Source organism: Arthrobacter sp. FW306-07-I (assembly GCF_021800405.1).
In the GTDB taxonomy this organism is placed as follows: domain Bacteria; phylum Actinomycetota; class Actinomycetes; order Actinomycetales; family Micrococcaceae; genus Arthrobacter.
The window spans coordinates 4372109-4393577 of the sequence record NZ_CP084550.1 but is presented as its reverse complement, the minus strand read 5'-3'; the positions used below and the strand labels follow the sequence as shown (position 1 = coordinate 4393577).

General features: G+C 66.1%; 25 protein-coding genes. 12 read left to right on the top strand and 13 right to left on the bottom strand.

Going from position 1 to position 21469, the window contains the following annotated elements; genetic code table 11:
- Position 1: 1 nt before the first annotated feature.
- On the top strand, positions 2 to 592 hold the full coding sequence (locus LFT46_RS20420) for a hypothetical protein (protein WP_236820875.1): 591 nt from the start codon (positions 2 to 4) through the stop codon (positions 590 to 592).
- Positions 593 to 688: 96 nt separating this feature from the next.
- Positions 689 to 1060, top strand: coding sequence for a hypothetical protein (locus tag LFT46_RS20415; RefSeq protein WP_236820874.1), 372 nt, complete (start codon positions 689 to 691; stop codon positions 1058 to 1060).
- On the opposite strand, the gene LFT46_RS20410 is transcribed toward LFT46_RS20415, so the two are convergent.
- Entirely contained in the window at positions 1057 to 1602 is a 546-nt protein-coding gene (locus LFT46_RS20410) for a CGNR zinc finger domain-containing protein (RefSeq protein WP_236820873.1), read from the bottom strand. The two genes, LFT46_RS20415 and LFT46_RS20410, sit on opposite strands and share 4 nt — an antisense overlap.
- A gap of 71 nt (positions 1603 to 1673) precedes the next feature.
- Here LFT46_RS20410 and LFT46_RS20405 point away from each other — a divergent pair, with 71 nt between their 5' ends.
- A complete protein-coding gene (locus LFT46_RS20405; RefSeq protein WP_236820872.1) occupies positions 1674 to 2699 on the top strand; it encodes an EamA family transporter in 1026 nt (341 codons plus the stop codon).
- Positions 2700 to 2798: 99 nt separating this feature from the next.
- Here LFT46_RS20405 and LFT46_RS20400 read toward each other — a convergent pair whose 3' ends face one another.
- A complete protein-coding gene (locus tag LFT46_RS20400) occupies positions 2799 to 3062 on the bottom strand; it encodes a WXG100 family type VII secretion target (protein ID WP_043448478.1) in 264 nt (87 codons plus the stop codon).
- A 213-nt stretch (positions 3063 to 3275) separates the two neighbouring features.
- Between LFT46_RS20400 and LFT46_RS20395 the strand changes: the two genes are divergently transcribed.
- Positions 3276 to 3548 (top strand): DUF2277 domain-containing protein, encoded by a 273-nt coding sequence (locus tag LFT46_RS20395; protein WP_236800339.1) that lies wholly within the window; start codon positions 3276 to 3278, stop codon positions 3546 to 3548.
- Positions 3549 to 3569: 21 nt separating this feature from the next.
- On the opposite strand, the gene LFT46_RS20390 is transcribed toward LFT46_RS20395, so the two are convergent.
- The 6 genes from LFT46_RS20390 to LFT46_RS20365 form a co-directional block, all read right to left on the bottom strand.
- Positions 3570 to 5852: a heavy metal translocating P-type ATPase gene (locus LFT46_RS20390; protein ID WP_236820871.1), complete on the bottom strand. Its 2283-nt coding sequence runs from the start codon at positions 5850 to 5852 to the stop codon at positions 3570 to 3572.
- Positions 5853 to 5879: 27 nt separating this feature from the next.
- Positions 5880 to 6119: a heavy-metal-associated domain-containing protein gene (locus LFT46_RS20385; protein WP_236800337.1), complete on the bottom strand. Its 240-nt coding sequence runs from the start codon at positions 6117 to 6119 to the stop codon at positions 5880 to 5882.
- A gap of 52 nt (positions 6120 to 6171) precedes the next feature.
- Positions 6172 to 6537: a metal-sensitive transcriptional regulator gene (locus LFT46_RS20380; protein WP_236820870.1), complete on the bottom strand. Its 366-nt coding sequence runs from the start codon at positions 6535 to 6537 to the stop codon at positions 6172 to 6174.
- Positions 6538 to 6853: 316 nt separating this feature from the next.
- Complete coding sequence (locus LFT46_RS20375; RefSeq protein WP_236800335.1) at positions 6854 to 7366, bottom strand: universal stress protein; 513 nt, start codon at positions 7364 to 7366, stop codon at positions 6854 to 6856.
- 98 nt (positions 7367 to 7464) lie between these two features.
- Positions 7465 to 8247 carry a class F sortase gene (locus tag LFT46_RS20370; protein ID WP_236820869.1) on the bottom strand — a complete coding sequence of 261 codons (783 nt, stop codon included), beginning with the start codon at positions 8245 to 8247 and terminating at the stop codon, positions 7465 to 7467.
- A gap of 111 nt (positions 8248 to 8358) precedes the next feature.
- Positions 8359 to 9132: a hypothetical protein gene (locus tag LFT46_RS20365; protein ID WP_236820868.1), complete on the bottom strand. Its 774-nt coding sequence runs from the start codon at positions 9130 to 9132 to the stop codon at positions 8359 to 8361.
- A gap of 276 nt (positions 9133 to 9408) precedes the next feature.
- Here LFT46_RS20365 and LFT46_RS20360 point away from each other — a divergent pair, with 276 nt between their 5' ends.
- From LFT46_RS20360 to LFT46_RS20325, 8 genes are all read left to right on the top strand, one after another.
- Positions 9409 to 9609 (top strand): hypothetical protein, encoded by a 201-nt coding sequence (locus LFT46_RS20360; RefSeq protein ID WP_236800332.1) that lies wholly within the window; start codon positions 9409 to 9411, stop codon positions 9607 to 9609.
- Between the two features lie 67 nt (positions 9610 to 9676).
- On the top strand, positions 9677 to 10786 hold the full coding sequence (locus tag LFT46_RS20355; RefSeq protein WP_236820867.1) for a WD40/YVTN/BNR-like repeat-containing protein: 1110 nt from the start codon (positions 9677 to 9679) through the stop codon (positions 10784 to 10786).
- On the top strand, positions 10746 to 11066 hold the full coding sequence (locus LFT46_RS20350) for a MoaD/ThiS family protein (RefSeq protein ID WP_373462134.1): 321 nt from the start codon (positions 10746 to 10748) through the stop codon (positions 11064 to 11066). Before LFT46_RS20355 ends, LFT46_RS20350 begins: the two co-directional genes overlap by 41 nt.
- A gap of 155 nt (positions 11067 to 11221) precedes the next feature.
- On the top strand, positions 11222 to 12004 hold the full coding sequence (locus LFT46_RS20345) for an ABC transporter ATP-binding protein (protein WP_236800329.1): 783 nt from the start codon (positions 11222 to 11224) through the stop codon (positions 12002 to 12004).
- The gene (locus LFT46_RS20340; protein ID WP_236820866.1) at positions 11991 to 12701 is read left to right on the top strand and encodes an ABC transporter ATP-binding protein; all 711 of its coding nucleotides are present in this window, start codon (positions 11991 to 11993) and stop codon (positions 12699 to 12701) included. The genes LFT46_RS20345 and LFT46_RS20340 overlap by 14 nt, the downstream gene beginning before the upstream one ends.
- 6 nt (positions 12702 to 12707) lie before the next feature.
- Entirely contained in the window at positions 12708 to 13589 is an 882-nt protein-coding gene (locus LFT46_RS20335) for a branched-chain amino acid ABC transporter permease (protein ID WP_236820865.1), read from the top strand.
- Positions 13589 to 14689, top strand: coding sequence for a branched-chain amino acid ABC transporter permease (locus LFT46_RS20330; protein WP_236820864.1), 1101 nt, complete (start codon positions 13589 to 13591; stop codon positions 14687 to 14689). The genes LFT46_RS20335 and LFT46_RS20330 overlap by 1 nt, the downstream gene beginning before the upstream one ends.
- Complete coding sequence (locus tag LFT46_RS20325) at positions 14686 to 15945, top strand: ABC transporter substrate-binding protein (protein ID WP_236820863.1); 1260 nt, start codon at positions 14686 to 14688, stop codon at positions 15943 to 15945. The genes LFT46_RS20330 and LFT46_RS20325 overlap by 4 nt, the downstream gene beginning before the upstream one ends.
- On the opposite strand, the gene LFT46_RS20320 is transcribed toward LFT46_RS20325, so the two are convergent.
- The 5 genes from LFT46_RS20320 to LFT46_RS20300 form a co-directional block, all read right to left on the bottom strand.
- On the bottom strand, positions 15942 to 16562 hold the full coding sequence (locus LFT46_RS20320; RefSeq protein WP_236800324.1) for a PadR family transcriptional regulator: 621 nt from the start codon (positions 16560 to 16562) through the stop codon (positions 15942 to 15944). The genes LFT46_RS20325 and LFT46_RS20320 overlap by 4 nt on opposite strands.
- A gap of 69 nt (positions 16563 to 16631) precedes the next feature.
- Positions 16632 to 18044 carry a vanillate/3-O-methylgallate O-demethylase gene (gene ligM, locus LFT46_RS20315; RefSeq protein ID WP_236800323.1) on the bottom strand — a complete coding sequence of 471 codons (1413 nt, stop codon included), beginning with the start codon at positions 18042 to 18044 and terminating at the stop codon, positions 16632 to 16634.
- Positions 18045 to 18082: 38 nt separating this feature from the next.
- Positions 18083 to 18955 carry a formyltetrahydrofolate deformylase gene (gene purU / locus LFT46_RS20310; RefSeq protein ID WP_236800322.1) on the bottom strand — a complete coding sequence of 291 codons (873 nt, stop codon included), beginning with the start codon at positions 18953 to 18955 and terminating at the stop codon, positions 18083 to 18085.
- A gap of 12 nt (positions 18956 to 18967) precedes the next feature.
- Positions 18968 to 19864, bottom strand: a complete 897-nt coding sequence (locus LFT46_RS20305; RefSeq protein WP_236800321.1) for a methylenetetrahydrofolate reductase — start codon at positions 19862 to 19864, stop codon at positions 18968 to 18970.
- A 114-nt stretch (positions 19865 to 19978) separates the two neighbouring features.
- Positions 19979 to 21469 carry an aldehyde dehydrogenase family protein gene (locus LFT46_RS20300; protein ID WP_236800320.1) on the bottom strand — a complete coding sequence of 497 codons (1491 nt, stop codon included), beginning with the start codon at positions 21467 to 21469 and terminating at the stop codon, positions 19979 to 19981.

Below are 21469 nucleotides of genomic sequence, written 5' to 3'. Positions count from 1 at the left end.
GGTGACGCAACCATCCACCCCCGCGGGCGCTGCTCCCGGAACCGCCCCCCGTAACGACCTCTGGAAGCCGGTCCTGCTCCGTTCGGCTGCTGCGCTGGTGTTTGGCGCCGTGACGGTCTTCTGGACTTCTCCTTCCGTCGAGGTCATGGGCTGGGCCGGGGGACTCTACCTCCTGGCCGCAGGGGTGGTATCCCTGCGGACCGTCCCCGCAGCGGGCTTCGCCCAGAACTCTGCCCCCGGCAAGCTGCTCTCCGCCGGCGGCGCAGTCCTGGCCGGGGCCGGCTTTGCCGTACTGCTCCTGCACAGCGACCTGTTGTTCGGCGTGGTCGCCGCCCTGGGGCTGGGCGTGGCCGGCATCCTCGAGCTCGCCTGCGGCCTGCAGCACAAGGGCCGCCACGTACTCGCAAGGGACTGGATTGCCTCGGGGGTCATCAGCATCGGAACGGCGGTGCTGCTGCCGTTCTTCATCAACCTTGGCGCCCACGCGCTGCTGGGTGTAGCCGGTGGCGGAGCCATTATCTCCGGCGTCCTGTGGGTACTTTCCGGGCTGACCCTGCGGCACGATGCCCGCGCCGGGGCAGGAAAGCCGTAAACTAGGGGGAGCGCCTTCTACTTTCTGTAGAAAATGGGTGCGACACCGCAAATGTAAACCAGGCCGGCCGCGCGCCGCCTGCAGGGAGGAATCACTGTGGCTGACCAGCATCAAGGAAAACCGCGCAAGCTGCGGACCTCGGTGAAGGGTCCCCTGATGTTCTCCGCATTCTGGGCCGTCGTCGCCTTCGTTGCGGTGCTGATCTTCGCCTCCGGGGGGAGCGCACGCGCACCCCGCTTCGACCTCGCTTTCACCGCAGCCGGCATCGCCTTCATCGCCACCCTGGTGGTCGCCGCGATGCTGTCCATGAGCTACAAGGAGAACGCGGAACACCTGGGCAAGGGCTCGGGCGTGAACTTGAGCTCCGCGCCCAAAGCCCCCCACGGAGGCTCCAGCCACGGCTTTGGTGCTCCCGGCAGCCAGAACCCGCCGGTCCCCGGCGAAGATACGGACGGCACGCCCCGCTAACCTGCCGCGGCCTGCCTGGCGCGGTAGGCGGCAACATGGGCCCGGTTGGCGCAGTTGCCCGTATCGCAGTACCGCTTGGACCGGTTGCGGCTCAGGTCCAGCACGGCGGCGTCGCAGTCCTCCGACTCGCAGATGCGCAGCCGGTCCATTTCCTTGCTGCGGATGACGTCAGCCAGGGCCATGGCTGCCTCAGTGCTCATCCGGTCCGCCAGCGGCGCCTCCGGTGCAGTGGCATGCAGGTGCCAGTCCCACCCGTCGTGCTTCATCAGCTGGGGCAGGGCATTCGCGTCACGCAGCAGCCGGTTGACCGTGGCCACGGCGGCGTCCTCGTCCGCCGTCCATACGGCGGCCAGTTCGCGGCGCAGCTTCAGCACGCTCTGCAGTTCCGCGGCATCCCGGGTCCGGGCTCCGGAAAATCCTTCCGCGTCCAGGAAGCTGTCCAGGTCGGCAACGGAGGCCAGTCCTTCGCGGCCGTTTGCGGAGGTGTTGATGAGGTTCACCACCGTGCGCAGCGCCACCTCCGTGTCAGGGGCGAAAACCATGTTGACTCCTTACAGCGCCGAAGCGTAGTGTCATGAGCATTACCCCACTTTACTCCTGACAGGAGGCGACGTTGCCTGCCGCCAACAAGCACCACCCCACTTCGGAACTGCCCGCCACGCGGACCGGCTTCCTTGCGTCCGGGCTCGGCATCGCGTTGTTCTCTTCGGCCGTCTTCGGCCTGTCCGGATCATTTGCCAAGTCGCTGCTGGAGACCGGATGGTCCCCGGGCGCGGCCGTCACCGCCCGCCTCACAGGCGCTGCCCTGATCCTCGCCCTGCCCGCAGTGTCCGCATTGAGGGGCCGCTGGCACCAGTTGCTGGACAACTGGCTCACTATCGTGCTGTTCGGCCTCATCGGCGTGGCGGCCTGCCAGTTGTTCTACTTCAATGCAGTGGCACGCCTGTCCGTCGGAGTCGCGCTCCTGCTGGAGTATCTGGCCCCGGTCATCATCGTCCTTTGGCTCTGGGCCGCCAGCCGCCGTCGCCCACGGGTGTTGACCGCCGGCGGGACGCTGCTGTCCCTGGCCGGACTGGTGCTGGTCCTGGACCTCACCGGCGCCGTGAAGGTGGATCTGGTCGGCGTCCTCTGGGGCATGGCTGCCGCGGTTTGCCTGGCCATCTACTTCTTCATCACGGCCAAGGAAAACGACACCCTGCCGCCTATCGTGCTGGCTTCCGGCGGACTCATGGTGGGTGCTGCAGTCATGTGGCTTGCGGCCGCCACGGGACTGCTGCCGATGGCCTTCAACACCGCGGACACCAAACTGGGACCGTGGACCACGCCCTGGTGGGTGTCGCTTGCGGGGCTGGTGGTGCTGGCAACCGTGCTGGCCTACACCTCGGGCATCATGGCGGCAAGGGCGCTCGGCTCCAAGGTGGCGTCCTTCGTGTCCCTCACCGAGGTCCTTTTTGCCGTGCTGTGGGCATGGCTGCTGCTCGCTGAACTTCCGGGCCCTGTCCAGCTCCTGGGCGGCGTCCTCATTGTCGGCGGCGTTATCCTGGTCAGGCTCGACGAGCTGCGCGCATCCGGGGCCGGCAACGGCAGGCTGCCGGCCTCACCGCTGGAACACGCGAACGACGTCGAACCAGTCCCTTAACCGCGCCCGCCGCCGTCGTGCGCAGAAAAAGTGGTATGCCAACAAAAAGGGCAGGGACACCGCGTGGTGTCCCTGCCCCGCCAGTATGTGGCGGTAAGCCTAGTGAGAGGCCTGGCTCTGCTCTTCGGCGTTGCGCTTGGCCTGCGCGCCGGCTTCCTTCAGTGCCTCGGCAACCTTGGTGAGCATGGCGGTGTGCGTACCGGACCACTCGTTGCGGAACTTGGTGGCGTCCGGGCCTTCCCAGTTGGTGCTGCTCAGAACCTTGGTGAGAGTGGACTTCTGCGTCTCGATCTCGGACGCCCCTGCCTGAAGCTTGCTGCCGAGCTGGCGAAGCTGCTCAACGTCTGCACCCCAAATAGCCATCAGTTTCTCCTTGTTAGGTCGTGGATCCGAACCAGATCGGCATCCCCAGCGGCCCCCCGGCTCATCCGGAAGATCCATTGCCTAAAACCTATCCCGGCCCCCAAACAGTGTCGATGGGCAGCCCTGCCCATGCCGGGCTCCCCATGGACGCCGGGTGGAGACCATGAAAAAAAGGGGTCGATCCCAGGCGTTGGAAGAGCCTAGCATGGCGTTATGTGCCGGAATATCCGAACCCTCCACAACTTCGAGCCGCATGCCACGTCCGAGGAAGTGCACGCGGCGGCGCTGCAGTATGTCCGCAAGATCAGCGGGAGCACTAAGCCTTCCAAGGCCAACCAGGACGCCTTCGACGAGGCCGTGCACCAGATCGCGCACATCACGCAGCACCTGCTGGACTCCCTGGTGACGCAGGCCCCGCCCAAGGACCGGGAGGAAGAGGCTGCCAAAGCCAAAGCCCGCGCCGCAGTACGGTACGGCGCGGCCTGACCCAGCCTTCGCTGCCTGCCGCTACTTGCCGAAGCTGCGCAGGCGCAGTGAGTTGGCCACCACCAGGACGGAACTGGCGGCCATGGCGGCGCCGGCGATCATCGGGTTGAGCAGCCCCAGTGCAGCCACCGGGATCCCCACCGCGTTGTAGAAGAACGCCCAGAAAAGGTTGGTCTTGATGGTGCCCAGGGTCTTCCGTGACAGTTCGATGGCTTGGGCCACCTGGTGGAGGTCATTGCCCATCACCGTCAGGTCCGCCGCTTCGATGGCCACGTCCGTTCCCGACCCCATGGCAATGCCCAGGTCGGCCTGCGCCAAGGCCGCGGCGTCGTTCACGCCATCGCCGGCCATGGCCACCGTGGCACCCCGGGACTGCAGCTGTTTCACCGCTTCCACTTTTCCTTCGGGCAGGACGCCGGCGTAGACATCGCCTGGCGCAATGCCGACGGCGGCAGCCACCCGGGCGGCGACAGCGGCGTTGTCCCCGGTCAGCAGGATGGGCCGCAGGCCCAGCGCCTTCAGCCGGGTGACGGCGGCGGGGGAGCCTACCTTGACGCTGTCCCGCAGGCTGATGATTCCGGCCGGCGTGCCGTCCACCGCCACGCAGATGGCCGTGGCACCCCCTTCTTCAGCGCCGGCCAGCTGGGCCCGCTGGCCTGCATCCAGGACAACACCACGCTGCTCCAGCCAGCCGCTGCGCCCGGCCATGACCTGCCTGCCTTCAACGGTTCCCGACACTCCGCCGCCCGGGGCGGAACTGAAGCCCTGCACCGGCGGCAAGGTGCCGGCGTCGTTCGCTGCAGGTGCGGAACGTGCCCCGGACGCTGCAGCCGCGATGGCGCGGGCCACGGGGTGCTCGGAGGCGGCCTCCACTGCCCCGGCGAGTCGGAGGACGTCCTGTTCCGTGAAGCCGGGGAACGCGGAGGTGGCGTCTACGGCCAGGATGCCGGTGGTCACTGTCCCTGTCTTGTCCAGCAGGATGGTGTCTACGGTGCGGGTGTCCTCCAGAACCTGCGGGCCCTTGATCAGGATGCCCAGCTGCGCACCCCGGCCGGTGCCCGTGAGCAGACCCACCGGGGTGGCCAGTCCCAGGGCGCACGGGCAGGCAATCACCATGACGGCGACGGCGGCGGTGAACGCCTGGCGCAGGTGCCCGCCGTCAGCGTCGGGGCCGGCTGCCAGGAGCCAGAGCACGAAGGTCAGGACGGCAATGCCAAGGACCACCGGCACGAAGACGGAGCTGATGCGGTCCGCGAGCCGCGCGATCGGGGCTTTACCGGTCTGGGCCTGCGACACGAGTCGGGCCATCTGGGCAAGGGTGGTCTCCGAGCCAACCCGGGTTGCCCGCACCAGCAGGCGGCCGGACGTGTTGATGGTGGCACCTGTGACGCGGCTGTCCGGGCCCACCTCGACCGGTACGGACTCGCCGGTCACCAGCGAAGCGTCGACGGCGGACGCACCGTCCACCACCACGCCGTCGGTGGCGATCTTCTCGCCCGGGCGGACCACCAGGACATCGCCCACCTGCAGCCGGTCCGCCGGGATCTTCTGTTCGCTGCCGTTGCGCAGGACAGTGGCATCCTTGGCGCCCAGGTTCAACAGGGCCTGCAGGGCATCGCCGGCCTTCTGCTTGGCGTTCGCCTCCAAGTACCGACCCAAGAGCAGGAAGGTGGTGACTACCGATGCAACTTCGAAGTACAGGCCGCCGGGCATGCCCTCCATCCCGGGGTGCTCGGTCATTCGCGGGTCTGCCAGCAGCTGCCAGGCCGAGAAGAGGTAGGCCGCCGCCACCCCGAGCGACACCAGCGTGTCCATGGTGGAAGCAAAGTGCCGGGCATTGATGGCGGCCGCCCGGTGAAAGGGCCAGGCCGCCCACGTGACCACCGGCAGCGCCAGGACCGCGGCCACCCAGCCCCAGTTAGCGAACTGGAAGGCGGGGATCATGCTGATCATGAACACCGGGACGGTCAGGACAGCCGCCAGGATGAGGCGGGGCCGGAGCCGGGAAGCCGGGATCGCAGCGACCTGGTCCGCTGGTCCCGCCTCAGGAGCCACTGTGTGCTGCGGCCGAAGTGTGGCCTTGTAGCCTGCGGCGTTGACCGTATCCACCAGCTGTTCGTCGGTGATTCCCGCCGGGACCGTGACGTGGGCTGACTCCAGGGGCAGGTTGACCGTTGCTGCGACGCCCTCAAGCTTGCCGAGCTTCTTTTCCACGCGGTTGACGCAGGAAGCGCAGGTCATTCCCTGGATGTCCAGTTCGACGATCCGGGTTCCCGGCGGGTGCAGCAGTTCTTGGTGGCTCATATCAGCTTTCCGGTGTGGGAATGGTTCTTAGGCTTCGTTGGCGACCACCAGGTAGCCGGCCTCGGCCACGGCTTCCCCGATGTCAGTGGGTGAGAGTTCCTTGTTTGCGCTGATAGTCACGGTGGAGATACCGCCGGCGTTCAAGTCGACCTTTACTTCTTCGACGCCTTCGATGGCTTCGAGTTCTTCGCTGACAGCCGATACGCAGTGCCCGCAGGTCATGCCGGAGACGCTGATGGTTGTGGTGGTGGGGGAGGTGGTGCTCATGGCTTGCTCCTTCTGTAGGTTCCGGCGGTGGCCGGGGGATTGTGGGATGGTGTCAGCGAAGCAGCCGGCCGATGGCGTCGGCGGCTTCCTTGACCTTGGCGTCGATGGCTTCAGCGCGGGCGTCCGGGTCCGGCTCGGAGGCTGCACCCACCACGCAGTGGCCGATGTGCTCTTCGACCAGACCAAGGCTTACTGCGTGCAGGGCCTTGGTGACGGCGGCAACCTGGGTGAGGATGTCGATGCAGTACTTGTCTTCATCCACCATTCGGGCAATTCCCCGGACCTGGCCCTCGATGCGCTTGAGGCGGCGGAGGTACGCGTCTTTGTTGCCCGTGTACCCGTGCTGCGGGGCAACATCCGCCTCTTCGGGAGCCTGATCAGCTGCCGCGGCGGCGACGGCTTCTTCGATAGCGTTCATGAGATCACCGTATACCCCGGTAGGGTATAACCGCAAGTACCCCCAGGGGGTATCTCTTACCTCCTCGGCGCCTCCTGGGCGCCTACGGGGGGCTGCGGGCTGCGCTGCGGGGGCACAAAAAAGCTCCGGAGTGCGTTATTGGGGGATACGCACTCCGGAGCAGCTTTTGGGCAATTCCGGCTTCCACCGAGGTGGAGCGGCTTTGCTTGAATCAGCTTACTGGCTGGTAGTGGCGCTGCGCCAGCATCCCGAATAACTACTTTCGCTTTACTTTAAGCTCCCCTACATCGGCGCGGATTTCCGTGCCGATGAGCGCCTAGGGACGGTCTTCGTGGGCCGGCTTCCGGTAGGGGACCACCAGCACCGGCCGGCTTTGGTGGTGGCTGAGCCACGCGCCGACGGACCCGTTGAGGGCCTCTGAGAGCCGGTGCGAAAATCCGCGTTCGGAGGTGCCCACGATGATGATGGGGGCGTCGAGTTCGGCTGCCACCTGGCCCAAGGCGCGGGCCGGATCCCCGGTGAGGGTGCGGAAGGACCAGTCCAGGGAGGCACCCTCTGATGCCAGCTTGTCCACGACGGCCTGGACATGTTCTTTCAGTTCTGTTGCCAGGGCCAGCATGTCGTCATTGGCGTGCGGGTCGCGCGAAAGCCGGTGTGCGGAGCGAGCAGGATCCCATTCCACCAGGTAGCTTGCTTCATCCACGTAGGCGCAGACCAAGGGTGTGCCCAGCCGGGCAGCCAGGGTCGCCGCGGTTTGCAGGACTTCCGGGTGCTGTTTGGGCATGATTCCCACCAGCAGCGGGGTGCCGTTGAAGTATTCCCCTGTCATGGGGCCCATTGTCCGTCCGGCGAAGGGGTGTGAACAGGTACGTTCGGCCCGGAAGGGCCTGGAGGTCGCGGAAACCTCCGGTGCCGGGCGCGGAGCGGCTAGGAAGCGGCAGGGTACGCCGTGACCACAACATTCTTGCCCCAAGGGTCCTCGGTGTAGCAGCTGATGAGGACCAGCCGGTTGGGCACCATGTCCCACACGGGGCTGTCCTTGAGGCCGGACTTCAGGTAAGTCTTGATGCTTTCCACCTGGTAGCTGATGGTCCCGGCTGTGGTTTCGACATCGAAGCGTTCCCCGACGGCTGCGGCTGAGCTGAGGTGGTTGAAGGGGGCGTCTGCGCCTTCCCAGCTGTGGCCGATCACGTAGGTGGTGTTGCTGGAACCACTGCCCGGGATGCCGAACGGCGTCAGCCAGTATCCGTCCTTGGTGGCGGGGGGTTCGATGGTCCGGCTGGACTGCGCTTCACCGTCCAGGTCCAGGGGGTGGACGGCTACGTCGAACTCTGCGGATGGATACCTGATGCGGAGGGGCTGGGCAGCTGCGGGAAGGACAGGTGCTGCCGCAACTTCCGTGGGCATCGTGCGGGCGGTCTGGGAGGCTGAGGCTGGATCCTGTGCGGCAATTGCAGCAGGAATGCCCGTCCCGGCGATGGGAGCCGGGCCACCCGGTGCCCCGCCACCAGCGATGACCACGGCAGCCGCAGGACCATTCCCAACGGACAGCGGCGGCGCCGGGTGGAAAAGCGGAGCACCAAGGGTGAATGACAGGAACGCGAGGATGCCGCAGAACAGGATGGCCAGGTCCCCACGGTTCGATGTTCCCCAGGCACGCTGCCAAGTGTGCCGCCTGGGCGCTGCGTGCCGGCTCCGGTCCTGTGGCATGGCACTCCTCGTTGGTTAGTGGCATTGGCTGGATTGGAAGGAAGGCGCCCTGCCGGGCACTGGCAGGACGCCTTCCTTGTCAGGGGGCCACGGGTTCGTGGCGGATTGCGGTTAGCCGGCGTTGTTCAACGGACGCGACCGGCGGCGGGCTGCCACGGCTGCGCCTGCCGCAGCAAGTGCTCCCACCCCTGCCAGCCAGCCCTGGCCGCCGTCGGAAGCTCCCACTGCGGTCTGGGCGTTGTAGCCCTGGTTGGTTCCCACGCTGACTGGTGCGGGCGCGGCCTTAGGTGCTGCCTTCGCTGCCGCGGCAGCCTGCTTGGCAGGCGCGGGCTGTGCCGGGACCTGGGCCGCCACGACCGGCGACTTCACCTCAGGCGATTGCACCGCAGGGGTTTCCGCAGCGGGCTGTTCCACTGCGGGCGGGACGACGACAGCGGGTGGCTGCACCACAGGTTGGTCAACGGTGATCGGCACCTCGGTGGGCGGCGGCGTCACCGTGGGTTCCTCTTTGGGCGGCGGCGTCACGGTGGGTTCCTCCGTGGGCGGCGGCGTCACGGGAGTAACGACGACGACGGGCGGCTGCTCGGCAGGCGGCGTCACCACAGGAGCGGGCACCTCGCCGGGCGGCAGCGGCGCGCACTGGGCGGCGTAAAGTTCCTTTCCGGCGGCGGTCCAGTTCTTGCCCTCCGATTTCGACGTCGGCGGGATGATGTCCAGCGGATGCTGGTCGTGACCGCCCAGCGCATTGATGCTGAACTCCAACGGCGCCCAGGTGGTGCCGTCACTGTGGCAGACGATGATTTTGTCTCCGGCGGCCAAGGCAGGTGCTGTGAGGCTGATGAGGCCGAGCCCCACCACCCCCAGTGTGGCTAAGGTGCGTTTCATCTTTTTCCCCATCTGTTTGTGAAACGGACCATGGCGGGGACAGGCCAGCGGTTGCGCCGTATGCCCCAGCGGCACGGTCAGCTTGCTTTGAGATTTCAGGCTAGGGAGGCCGCAGGAGTCAGTCGCGAGTAGGGGGTACTCGTCTTTTCCGGCCCCTGGCAGGTCAAGTTACTTGCCGGTACCCAAAACGCTGCCACGTTCCACCTGCTTAAGTGCCGGCATCTTGTCGGTCCCTCTGGCCGTGCCTAACGTTTTAAGTGTTAGGGAGGGGGAATCGTGGAAATCTTCATGTGGTGGCTGGACCTGGACCTCGCCAGCAAGGAGTGGCTGCGGCAAAACCTCCGTGCGGAGGAGCTGCCGCTTCCCGTGCTTCAGGGAATCGCCGAGGCGGGAGGTCCCCATCCGGGCAATCCAGCCGCCGTGCTGACCGCCGCCGACTGGGACTTCATCGAGACCCAGTCTGAGTTCGTGGACTGACCCTCCCGCCCGGGAGGGGGAGGCGAGGGGCTGAGTACCGTTGCGCGCCAACCGATCCGGTGGTTGCATGGTCCGCATGGCAACGGCGGCAGAATCATTTGTCCTGGCAATCGGTACCAAAAAAGGGCTGTGGCTTGCCACCAGCCGGGACAGGCAGGAGTGGTCCCTCACAGGCCCGCATTTCCTGATGTCCGAGATTCCCAGCATCGGAATCGATACCAGGGAAGGCCGCACCCGGATTCTGGTCGGCGTCCGCAGCCCGCACTGGGGCCCCACGGTTGCCCACTCCGATGACCTCGGTACAACCTGGACCGAGCCGGAGCAGGGCGCCATCAAATTTCCCGAAGATACCGGCGCGGCGGTGGAGCGCGTATGGCAGATCTACCCGGACGCCGGGTCCCGGCCGGGAGTGGTCTGGGCGGGGGCCGAACCCATCTCCCTCTGGAAGTCCACGGACGGCGGGGAGCACTTCGAGTTGAACCGGGGCCTGTGGGACCACCCGCACCGCAGTGAATGGGGAGCCGGCTACGGCGGGGCGGCGGCGCATTCCATCGTGGTTGACTCCTCGGGTGAGACCGTCCATGTCGCCATGAGCACCGGCGGCGTCTACCGCTCGGACGACGGCGGAACCTCCTGGGAAGCGCGCAACAAGGGGATCTCGGCCTACTTCATGCCGGACCCCAATCCGGAGTTCGGCCAATGCGTGCACAAGATCGCCGCGGATGCCGCCGTCGAAGGCCGCCTCTACGCGCAGAACCACCACGGCGTCTACCGGACGGACGACAACGCGGACAGCTGGAACTCCATCGCCGGGGGGCTGCCCGCAGACTTCGGCTTCGTCATGCTGACCCATCCCCGCCGCGACGGCACCGCCTGGGTGGTCCCGCTGAAGGCCGACGGCGAACGCATCCCTCCGGACGGCAGGCTCGCCGTCCACCGCACCGACGACGCCGGGAACACCTGGAAGCGCCTCAGCGCCGGCCTCCCGGAGCACGAATACAACAGCGTGCTCCGGGACGCGGCGTCGGTGGACGCCGCCGAACCAGCCGGGGTGTACTTCGGCACACGAGGCGGCACCGTCTACGCGAGTGCGGATGAAGGGGAGACGTTCAGGGAGGTGGCATCCCACCTGCCTGATGTCCTGTGCGTCCGGGCGGCAGTGGTGGCCGGTGCCTGAGATTGCGCTGCTGCTTCCCAGCGTCCTGCAGCCCTTGGCCGGCGGGCAGTCCGTACTGGTTGCGCCCGCTGACGGGCCGGTGACGGTGGCAAGCCTGCTTGATGCGGTTGCCTCTGACTATGCCGTGCTGGGCCGGCGGCTGCGTGACGAGACGGGCGCACTGCGAAGGTTCGTGAACATATATGTCGACGGCGATGAGGTGCGGCGGCTGCAGGGCCTGGACACCGAGGTGCTGCCTGGCCAGGAAGTCCTGGTGATCCAGTCCGTCGCCGGCGGCTGAAGTACCACCCCTCCACGGGAAATTCGCGCTTCATCGGACGCGGCGAGTTCAAGCCAAAATCGTTGACAATTTCGTCCGCCATCCGTAGCGTCGGTTTCGTGCAGTACTGATCGGCTGCATCCATTCCTAGCGATGATGCGACAGGAAGGTACAGGGTGGCTGCGAGCCTGAGCCTCAAGGACGTCAACCTGCACTTCGGCGGGGTCAAAGTGCTGCAGGACGTCAGCTTCGACGTCGAGCCCGGCGTCATTTTAGGCCTGGTGGGCCCCAACGGTGCAGGCAAGACGTCCCTGTTCAACTGCATCAGCGGCCACTACAAGCCCAGCTCCGGGGCGATTTCCATCGACGGGACAGAGGTCTCGGGCAGCACTCCATCCCGGCTGGCCCACCTGGGCCTGGCCCGCACCTTCCAGCATCCAGCCCTGCAGTTGAACGCAACAGTCCTGCAGAATGTGCTCCTTGGCGCCCACACCCGGCTGCCCGGCGGTCCCATATCCTGGGCGCTGCGGCTGCCGCGCACCGTCCAGGCGGAGCGGGCAGTCCGCACCGAAGCACTGGAACTCCTCAGCCGGGGAGGGCTCGGCTGGGCAGCAGAGCTGCCGGCCGATGAACTCTCGCACGGTCTGCACAAAGGCATCGAGCTGTGGCGGGCGCTTCTTTCACGGCCGGCGTTGCTCCTGCTCGACGAGCCTGCGGCCGGACTTTCCCACGGCGAAGTGGAACAGCTCATCGCGACGGTCAAGCGCCTCCGCTCGGAGCAGGACATCACCATCATCATCGTGGAGCACCACATGGGACTGATCTCCGCGCTCACCGACCAGGTTGTGGTGCTGGACCACGGACGCAAGCTGATGTCGGGCACCGCGGCCGAGGCGCAGTCCGATCCCCGCGTGGTCGAGGCCTACATCGGAAAGGACGCCGCGGATGACGCTGCTTGAGCTCAAGGACGTCGCCGCGTCATACGGGCCTGTGCAGGTGCTGGACGGGGTCTCGCTGAGTGTTCCGGAAGGCGGGTCGGTGGGGATCCTGGGCGCAAACGGTGCCGGCAAGACCACAACCCTGCGGGCCATTAGCGGCACGGTCAGGACCGGCGGGACCATCAGGTTCGACGGCCGTGACATCCGTGGCCTCCGGTCGGACCAGGTGGCGGCCCTGGGAATTGCCCACGTTCCGGAAGGCCGTGGCACCCTGGGGCAGCTGAGCGTCCGGGAAAACCTGTTGGTGGGCGCCTATCTCCGCAGGGACCGGAAGGCCATTGAAACGGACATTGAGTACTGCCTCGATCTGTTCCCGCAACTGCAGGACCGGGTGGGCTCCCGGGCTGCGGCACTGTCCGGCGGAGAGCAGCAGATGCTGGCCGTGGGCAGGGCCTTTATGGCCAGGCCCAAGCTGCTGCTGCTGGACGAGGCATCGCTGGGGCTTGCGCCCGGCACGGCCAAGACTGTGTACCAGGCCATCCGCCGGCTGCGGCTCGAATCCGGCATAGCCATGCTGGTGGTGGAGCAGAACGCGAACCTCGCGTTCTCACTCGTCGATACCGCCACCGTGTTGGAAACAGGCCGAAACGTGCTCACCGGCACATCGGCGCAGCTCAAGGGCATGGACGAGATCCGCCGCGCCTACCTGGGGGGTTGAACCGGCATGGAAACCTTTATCCAACTCGTGGTCGACGGCCTCGCCACCGGTTCCATCTACGCCGCCCTGGCCCTGGCGATCGTGCTGGTCAACCAGGCCACGGGCCTGATCAACTTCGCCCAGGGCGGCATGGCCGTGCTCTCCGCCTACATTGCCTACGTCTTCGTCCAACTCGGCCTGCCCATCATCGTCGCCATCCTCATCGCCGTGGTGCTTTCCTTCGTCTTCGGCGCGCTGGTGGAGCGTTTCCTGGTCCGGCGGTTTGAACGCGGCGACCCGGACACCGCGGTGGTGGTCACGATTGGACTGCTCACCCTCGTCACCGGCATCTCGGCGGTGCTGTGGGGCTACAACAATCTCGCGTTTCCGTCGCTCTTTCCCCTGACCAGCGTGGAGATCCTTGGGGCGGTGGTAAGCGTCAGGTCGCTTGCCACCGCGGTGACCATCGTGGTCATCATGGTGGTCCTGCAACTGCTCTTCCTCCGAACCAAGCTGGGACTGGCCCTCCGCGCCGTCGCCGACAACCCGTCGTCGGCCGCTTTCTCCGGGCTTCCCGTGGGCCGGCTGCTCATGGTGGGCTGGGGGCTCGCGGCGACGCTCGGAGCCATCGCCGGCGTCCTGGTGGCACCGCAGCTGACGCTGACCCCGGGCATGCTGGACACCGCCCTGGTCTATGCGCTCGCCGCCGTCATCCTGGGCGGCCTGAACAGCCCCATCGGCTGCGTGGTGGCGGCCTCCGCGATCGGTGTCCTGGAGAACCTGGTGGCCGTCTACGTTCCCCTAATTGGCCACGACCTCAAGATTGCGGTGCCTTTCGTGCTGATCTTCGTCATCCTCATCCTCCGCCCGCAGGGCCTGTTTGGCAGGAAGGTCGTGGTGAGGGTCTGATGAGCACAGCTGCTGCCACCGTACGCCGCCGGCGGGTCCGGCTTGTCCTTGTTGCCGTTGTGGCGGTTCTGCTGGTCGCCGCGCCACTGATCCTGCCGGCGTTTGCAAACCAAACCCTGGTCCGCATTGGGGTCTATGCGGTGGCGGTGCTGGGGCTGAACATCATCATGGGATACACGGGCCAGGTCAACCTCGGACAGATCTTCTTTGTGGGCCTGGGCGCCTACGTCACCGCGTACGGCGTCAACCATGGCTGGAACATCCTGCTGGTGTTCGTTGCAGCCTGTGCCATCGCCGGCGTGGTGGGGCTGCTGGTGGCGCTCGCTGCTGCGCGCCTCGGCGGCCTGGCCATTGCGATGGTCACCATCGCCCTGCCGATCGTCGGCGTCCCCCTGGCCAAACGGCTCGCCGAGTTCACGGGCGGCTCCCAGGGAGTCTCCGCGCGGTTCACTGATGCCCCCGACTGGTCCGGGCTGGCAAACGACCAATGGCAGTTCTACATTGTGCTGGTGGTGGTAGCCGGAGCATTCCTGCTGGCCCGGAGCCTGGTCCACGGCAAGTACGGGCGGGCCTTCGCGGCGGTCCGTGAAAATGAGGCTGTTGCCGCCTCGATGGGCATTTCGCCCTACCGAACCAAGGTCCTGGCCTTCACCATTGCCTCCGTATTCGGCGGTGCAAGTGGTTTCCTGTACCTCGCAGCGGTGCAGTACACGTCTCCGGAGACCCTCAACTTCGGACATTCCATCAGCCTCCTGGCCGCCATGGTCATCGGGGGTGCGGGAAGCATTGCAGGTTCGCTTCTGGGCGGGGCCTACTACGTCTTCGTTCCGCAGTTGACCAACGCCATAGACCCCAACCTCACCACCGTCAGCCAGGGCGCGATCCTCCTCGCAGTGCTGTTCCTGTTGCCAGGGGGCCTGGTCAGCCTGCCCAGAGTGGTCCGCAGGCTCACCCGCAGGCTCACCCGCCGTCCTCCCGCCCGGCGTTCCACATCCCGCCCTGCGGCGGAGAATTCCCAGCAGACCACTCCCGCACATCGTCCGGTACCGGATGCTGCGCCGGAGGAACATGAACAAACAGAGAGGCAGGATGGACCATGAAGATGAGAAAGAAGCCGGGAGGAGTACTTGGCATTGTGGCCTTGACGGCCGCCGTCGCGCTCTCCCTGTCCGGTTGCAGGGGCGACAGCGGGGGCCAGGGCGGCGGCTCCGCGTCCTCTCCGGGGATCACTGACTCGGCGATCACGCTGGGGATCACCACCCCGCTCAGCGGCGCAATCGCCGGGCCGGGCAAGTGCACCGTCGCCGGGGTCTCGGCTTACTTCGGAGCGGTGAATGCCGCGGGCGGGGTGAAGTTCGGCGACGGCAAGACCCGGACCGTGAACATCAAGTCCTACGACGACGCCTACGATCCCCAAAAGTCCCTGGCCAACTTCCAGCAAATGGTCTCTGACAATGTGTTTGCTGCCACCGCCGGCCTGGGAACGCCCACCAACCGGGCGTTCCGCGACGCCGCCATCAGCCAGAAGGTCCCGCAAGTGCTGGTGATGACCGGCGACCCGCTGTTCAGCGACCGGAAGCAGAGCCCCTGGCAATTGGGCTTCGTGCCCATCTACCAGAACGAGGGCGCGGCGTTCGGGAAGCTCCTGGCGAAGTCGGGTGCGCAGCACAAAGTTGCCATCCTGTCGCAGAACGATGACTACGGCAAGGGCTACGTCGCGGGCTTCAAGGACGCAATCAAGGGCGCGTCCAACATCTCCGTGGTGGGCGAGCAGACGTACGAGGCGACTGACACTTCGGTGGATGCGCAGCTAACCCAGCTCGCTTCCTCCGGGGCGGACGTCTTCTTCAACGCCATGTCCATCACGCCGCTCACCATCGCGGCCCTCCAGAAGGCGCAGCAGATCGGCTGGAAGCCCAGCTGGTTCCTGCCCTCCAACACCTCAAGCCCAACCGCCATCCTGGAACCCGGCGGCGGCTCCGCCTACCCTGGCATCTACTCCGTGTCATTTGCCAAGGCCCCGCAGAGTCCGGCATTCGCCAAGGACTCCGACGTCGTGAAATTCCTTGACGAACTGAAGAAGTACGGGAACTACCCGGACATGCCGGCGTTCCCGCACTGCATGTGGAGCTACATGGTGGGGGCCACCCTTGAGAAGGCGTTCCAGAACATGAAGGAGCCCACGCGGGACAGCTTCATGACGGCGCTGCGGGACATCAAGGACCTGAAGGCGCCGCTGATGCTCGAAGGGACGTCGGTGGACACCACAGTCGATGGCCAGCCGGCGGTGTCCTCCGTGGTGGTGCAGAAGTACAACGGCAAGGGGTATGCGACTGTTGAAACGTTGGCTGACTAGGCCGGGGACGCGCTGGGCACCGGCGTGGCGCGTCCCGGGGATTCCAGGGTGTCGATGAGCTCGAGCCCCCGCCGCGCCCACGCTATTTCAGCGTGGGCCCGGTCCACCAGGCCTTCGTATGTGAACCGCTTGAAGGCGATGGTGCGTTCCCGGTCCGCGGGGTCCGTTACGGCCAGGCGGCGCACCAGCATCGGATTGTCCACCTGGGCGATGCGCTGGAGTTCACCCTCCCACTGGGCAAGCTCGGCCTCCCACTGTTCCTGATGCCGCCGAAAAAACGCGCGCGCCGTCTCCGGCGATGCCGCCTCAAGGTAGGCGGCACGCAGGTGCGCAGGGTCGCGGACCCGCGCGTATTCCAGCGGGGTCTGCATCCAATCCAGGAAGGCCTGGTTCCCGGCTGCCGTCACATGGTAAACCCGCCGGGTGGCGCGCTGGCCCCTGGGCTGCTCCTCACCTTCGATGAGGTGCTCTTCCTCCATCTTGCGCAGCTCAGGGTAGATCTGCGAGTCCGGGGCGTGCCAGACGTGCCCCACGGACATGGAGAACTGTTTCTGCAGTTCGTAACCTGACAGCGGGCCGACGCGCAGCAGGGCCAGCAGCGCGTACCGAAGGCTCATGCGGTACTCCTCCAAGGGCTCAAGGAAAGTGCGGGGGCGGCTGCACCCCCGCACTTCAGGGTCCCCAGCCTAGGCCGACTGGTAGTTCGTCCGCCACCCGCCGTGGTAGGTGGCGCGTGCCACGGTGGAGTAGGGGACGGGGCTCACTACGGCCCGCACTTCAGTCTGCACATGGGGTTCGACGGCGGCCTTGGCGGTACCGCCGTTCGGCTCGCCCCAAACGACCTTCAGTTCCGTGCCTTCGGGAACGTTGGGATCGATGGTTGCCAGCGAGAGTGCGCGCCGTTCGTTTGCGCTGTAGCCGGTGAACATGGAGTACCCCACCACCGTTCCGTCGGCGTCCACCACTGAGTCGTAGTTGGCTGAGCCGTAGTTGGCCAGGGGCAGGTCAAAGAACTTGTAGCTGGGCCCCCCCACGTTGAACAGCGACGCGAAGATGGAGGTGACATCTTCTGCGTCCCAGGCCAGGGTGACCTTCTTGCGCTGCATGGCCGGATCGATCCGTTCGAGTGCGTCACGGCCGATGAAGTCGTGATCGAATTTGACGAACGAGCCGTAGCCCAGCTCCCACGGAGTGAGGTAGTAGTCCTCGATGTTCCCGGACACGAACGAGCCCGCCAGGGTTCCGGTGGCTTCATATCCGTCCGCGGGCAGCCATTCGCGGTAGCCGCGCTCGGCTTCGCCGCTGTAGATGGCCGGCAGCGGCGACGGGATCCAGCCGGACTCCAGGGTATTGGACGGGTAGGCGCGGGAACCCACGGGCACCAGCCCGAACTCGGCACCTGCCTCTACGATTGCATCCCGGATGCGGTCGTGGTCCGCGTACGGGCCCCAGACCTCCAGGCCCGGAGCGCCGGCCATGCCGTGCCGCAGGGTGCGGACCGTGGTCCCGGCGATGGTCATGGTGGACATGTTGAAGAACTTGAGCTGCTCCAGTGCGCCCCCGTTGAGCTTTTCGATGACCTGCCAGGCATTGGGGCCCTGGATTTGGAACCGGTAGTACTGGCGGGTCACGGGATGCCCGTACGGCCGTGACGGGGACCGCCGGTCCACGGTGATGTCCAGGTCCCGGTAGCCGCCTGTCTCGCCGTGATAGAGCAGCCAGTTTGCTGCGGGTGAGCGGCCGACATATACGTACTCGTCCTCCGCCTCGTGGAACAGGATGCCATCACCGATGACGTGGCCGGACTCCGTGGTGGGCACATATTGCTTGGCCTTGTTCACGGGGAATACGGCGGTGGAATTGATGGCGGTGGCGGTGATCAGCTTGATGGCATCCGGGCCTTTCATGAACAGGTTGTCCATGTGGTGGGACTGGTCGTAGAGAACGGCAGTCTGCCGCCACGCGGTCTGCTCCTTGATCCAGTTCTGGAAATCGGCCGGGACCACAGGATAGATGTAGGAGCCGATCTGGGAGTTGCGGAGGAGGTCCACCGCCCCTTTGGACGCGTCCAGGACTTCCTGCAGATTTTTCGGTGCCACGATGAACCTCTTGTTCTGTGTTGGATTGTTGGTGGGTATCAGAAGACGATGGTTTGGTTGCCGTGCCGGATGACGCGGTCCTCGGCATGCCACTGGACAGCGCGTGAGAGCACTGCCCGCTCTACGTAGGCTCCTCTGGCCTGAAGGTCCAGGGCCGAGTGCGCGTGCGTCACGCGGGCCACGTCCTGCTCGATGATGGGCCCCTCATCCAGGTCCTTGGTCACGTAGTGCGACGTGGCGCCGATCAGCTTCACCCCCCGCTCCTTGGCCTTGCGGTAGGGCGCTGCGCCCACGAATGCGGGCAGGAATGAGTGATGGATGTTGATCAGCGGAACGGCTGCCGCGTCCAGGAAATCGGGTGACAGGATCTGCATGTAGCGGGCCAGCACCACGAAGTCCACGTTGCCGTCCAGCAGCTGCAGGATCTGTGCCTCGGCCACCGACTTGTCCGGCCCTGCTGAAGGGACGTGGAAGAACGGGACGCCAAAGGAGCGCACGTCCTCCGCGGTATTCGTGTGGTTGGAGATCACCATGGGTATGGTCACGGGTAGTTCGCCCCTCCGGTGCCGCCAGAGCAGTTCCAGCAGGCAGTGGTCGGAGGTGGATACCAGTATGGCCATGCGCTTGGGTATGGAGCGGTCCGTCAGCGTCCAGGACAGGCCCAGCGGGGCGAGGGTCTTGGCTACGTCGGCCTCGATTTCGGGCAGCGCCGCCGTCAGGTCCGGACGGTTGAATACAACCCGCTGGAAAAAGTCACCGGACGAAGGATCGCTTGAGTACTGGTCCAAGGAGACGATGTTCCCCTTGTTCCGGGTCACCAGCGCGGCCACGGCAGCCACGATGCCCGGCCGGTCCGGCCCGTGGACAATCAGGCAGGACTGGTCCTTCCGGGACTCTGTATGCAGGACCATTGATTCCCGTCCCTAGCGATCTTCGGCCGTGAAGTGCCGGACCCAGTTTGCCGTCGCCAGCAGGCCGCCGAACGTGTAGAAGTGCAGGCCGAGCTGCGGGGGCAGGTGCTGGTCCTGCCCGGGTGCATGCTGCGCAAGCACGGCAGCCAGGTCGTTGACGAACCGGTCAGGTCCCGCGTCTCCCATGAGGTTGGTCAGTGAGAAGCCGTATTTCTTGACGATCATCGCGTTGGCTCCCACCCCGAACCGGCGCGCAAAGCTGAGGAGCCGCTTGACCCCTGCCGGTCCGGGCGTTCCGACCCGGATAGGTGCCTTGATGCCCCTGGCCCTGACCTCCTCGATCCAGCCGGCGACTGGGCCGGTGTCGAAGGCAAACTGCGTAATGATGAAGGCGCCGAGGTCCTGTGCGGCGAGGGCTGCGGTTTTGTCTTCCACCGCCCGCCAAAGAGTGTCCTTGGGGATATCGGGGTGGCCTTCCGGGTAACCGCCAATTCCCACCTCCCGGACGCCGAACTGCGGCAAGAGCCCGGTGTTGATCAGCGCGAGTGAGTCCCCGTACGGGCCCTCGGGTTCTGCGGGGTCGCCGCCCACCACGAACACGTGCTCGGCGGCGCCCACCTCCTGGAGGCGCTGGAGGAACTTTTCAAGGTCGCCCCTTGATGCCAACCGGCGCGCTGAAATGTGCGGCACGGGGACGAACCCGAGGTCGCGGACAGCCTTGGCCGCTGCTACCCGCATCTCCAGGTCCTCGTTGCCAAGGAAGGTGACGTTGATACGGGTGCCCGGCGGAATCTTGTCCTTTGCCTCGATGAGGGCGGCAATGTCCTTGCCGGTCATTTCCACCGAGAAGTTCTTGATGAGTTCCAGTGATGCTGCGCGGTTGGGGGCGGGCATGATTCGGGTCGCCATCAGCTCATCCTTTCGGCGGGTGCAACGGTGCACCCGCCTCCGACATTACCTATGTCCATAGGTAATGTCGATAGTTATCTACCCAATTTTGACCCTCCTGCTGCCCGCCCGCTCCTAGCCTTCTGCTGCCTCCGGCTCCAGATGGGCGATGGCGCGGGTGTCCTGGAAGGCCCGGACCCCTTCGATGCCCTGTTCCCTGCCCATGCCGGACTGCTTCATTCCGCCAAAGGGCGCCCGCAGGTCCAGCCGCGTTGCACCGTGGTCGTTAACCCAGACGTAGCCGCAGACCAGGCGCCCGCCCACGCGGTCGGCCGCTGCCGGATCGGCGGTCCACACCGAGCCGCACAGTCCCGCCCAGGTCGCGTTCGCCGCCTGCACTGCCTCCTCCTCCGTATCGAACGGGATCAGGGGGATGACGGGTCCGAACTGTTCCTGGGTGACAACCCGCAGTGAGGGGTCCGGATCGATCACCAGCGCCGGACGCAGGAAGTTCCCGCCCCGCAATTCAGGGTCAGAGGGAAGGGTGCCGAACTCCCTGACGTCGGCACCTGCTTCCTTGGCTTCCTCGATGAGCTCGGCCACGAATGCCTTCTGCACGGGGGAGTGCAGCGGACCCATGGTGGTCCCCTCGTCCAGCCCGTAGCCGATGACTGCTTTTTCAAGCCGCTGCGTGAGACCCGCCACCACCTCGTCCAGGCGCGAACGGTGGACGTAGATCCTCTTCGCGTTCATGCAGATCTGGCCAGTGGTATCGAAAATGGCGGCGTAAAGCCGGTCCAGGTGGGTGTCATCGAGGATCGCGTCCGCGAGGATGACGGCGGCGTCGTTTCCGCCAAGCTCCAGCGTCACCCGGGTGAGTGACTTCGCGGCCATTTCCATGATGCGCTTGCCGCCGCCCACACTTCCCGTGAAGCAGACCTTGGCGATGTCCGGGCTGGTGATGAGCGCGGCCATGTCTGCGTCCTTGCCGGTAACCACGTTAAGTACCCCGGGCGGCAGTTTTTCGGCAATCCGCTGGACCACGCGGGTGGTGGCCAGCGGGGCCGTGGGTGGCGGCTTCACGATGGCTGTGTTCCCGGCGAGCAGCGCGTGCGGCAGTGATGCCGCGAGGATGGCAATGGGCCAGTTGAACGGCACGATGACCGTCACCACGCCCAGCGGCTGGAACGTGACCGAGGTGGAGACGGGAATTCCTGGCGCGGGCGGCAGCACCTTGGCAGTGTCGACGTCGGGAGCCAGTTCCAGGGCGAGGTTCCACCTGATTTCGAACACCAGGGAGTCCACCCAGGCTTCCATTCGGATCTTGCCATTTTCCTGGGACAGGATGGCGGCATCCTCATCACGGAAGTCGGCAATGCCCTCCAATGCCTGCCGCATCTGGTCGGCGCGCTCCCGTGCGCTCAGGGCAGCCCACCCGGGGTAGGCGGCCTTTGCCGCAGCGATGGCGTCCTGGACGTCGGCCGGGCCCGCTGCCGCAGCGTGGCCCACGATGGTGCCGGGCTTGCCCGGATCGGCAATGTCCATGGTGGCCGCGGCCTGGCGTTCGGCGCCACCGATGTACAGCCCCGTGGTCACCGGGGCGGACGTGTCCACTGTGTTGGTCAT

What these genes read in the sequence shown, in the direction of transcription:
- LFT46_RS20410 (WP_236820873.1), bottom strand. Translation starts at nt 1,602, where the DNA reads ATGGTTTTCGCCCCTGACACGGAGGTGGCGCTGCGCACGGTGGTGAAC.
- LFT46_RS20400 (WP_043448478.1), bottom strand. Translation starts at nt 3,062, where the DNA reads ATGGCTATTTGGGGTGCAGACGTTGAGCAGCTTCGCCAGCTCGGCAGC.
- LFT46_RS20395 (WP_236800339.1), top strand. Translation starts at nt 3,276, where the DNA reads ATGTGCCGGAATATCCGAACCCTCCACAACTTCGAGCCGCATGCCACG.
- LFT46_RS20390 (WP_236820871.1), bottom strand. Translation starts at nt 5,852, where the DNA reads ATGAGCCACCAAGAACTGCTGCACCCGCCGGGAACCCGGATCGTCGAA.
- LFT46_RS20385 (WP_236800337.1), bottom strand. Translation starts at nt 6,119, where the DNA reads ATGAGCACCACCTCCCCCACCACCACAACCATCAGCGTCTCCGGCATG.
- LFT46_RS20380 (WP_236820870.1), bottom strand. Translation starts at nt 6,537, where the DNA reads ATGAACGCTATCGAAGAAGCCGTCGCCGCCGCGGCAGCTGATCAGGCT.
- LFT46_RS20375 (WP_236800335.1), bottom strand. Translation starts at nt 7,366, where the DNA reads ATGACAGGGGAATACTTCAACGGCACCCCGCTGCTGGTGGGAATCATG.
- LFT46_RS20370 (WP_236820869.1), bottom strand. Translation starts at nt 8,247, where the DNA reads ATGCCACAGGACCGGAGCCGGCACGCAGCGCCCAGGCGGCACACTTGG.
- LFT46_RS20365 (WP_236820868.1), bottom strand. Translation starts at nt 9,132, where the DNA reads ATGAAACGCACCTTAGCCACACTGGGGGTGGTGGGGCTCGGCCTCATC.
- LFT46_RS20355 (WP_236820867.1), top strand. Translation starts at nt 9,677, where the DNA reads ATGGTCCGCATGGCAACGGCGGCAGAATCATTTGTCCTGGCAATCGGT.
- LFT46_RS20350 (WP_373462134.1), top strand. Translation starts at nt 10,746, where the DNA reads ATGTCCTGTGCGTCCGGGCGGCAGTGGTGGCCGGTGCCTGAGATTGCG.
- LFT46_RS20340 (WP_236820866.1), top strand. Translation starts at nt 11,991, where the DNA reads ATGACGCTGCTTGAGCTCAAGGACGTCGCCGCGTCATACGGGCCTGTG.
- LFT46_RS20335 (WP_236820865.1), top strand. Translation starts at nt 12,708, where the DNA reads ATGGAAACCTTTATCCAACTCGTGGTCGACGGCCTCGCCACCGGTTCC.
- LFT46_RS20330 (WP_236820864.1), top strand. Translation starts at nt 13,589, where the DNA reads ATGAGCACAGCTGCTGCCACCGTACGCCGCCGGCGGGTCCGGCTTGTC.
- LFT46_RS20325 (WP_236820863.1), top strand. Translation starts at nt 14,686, where the DNA reads ATGAAGATGAGAAAGAAGCCGGGAGGAGTACTTGGCATTGTGGCCTTG.
- LFT46_RS20320 (WP_236800324.1), bottom strand. Translation starts at nt 16,562, where the DNA reads ATGAGCCTTCGGTACGCGCTGCTGGCCCTGCTGCGCGTCGGCCCGCTG.
- purU (WP_236800322.1), bottom strand. Translation starts at nt 18,955, where the DNA reads ATGGTCCTGCATACAGAGTCCCGGAAGGACCAGTCCTGCCTGATTGTC.
- LFT46_RS20305 (WP_236800321.1), bottom strand. Translation starts at nt 19,864, where the DNA reads ATGGCGACCCGAATCATGCCCGCCCCCAACCGCGCAGCATCACTGGAA.
- LFT46_RS20300 (WP_236800320.1), bottom strand. Translation starts at nt 21,469, where the DNA reads ATGACCAACACAGTGGACACGTCCGCCCCGGTGACCACGGGGCTGTAC.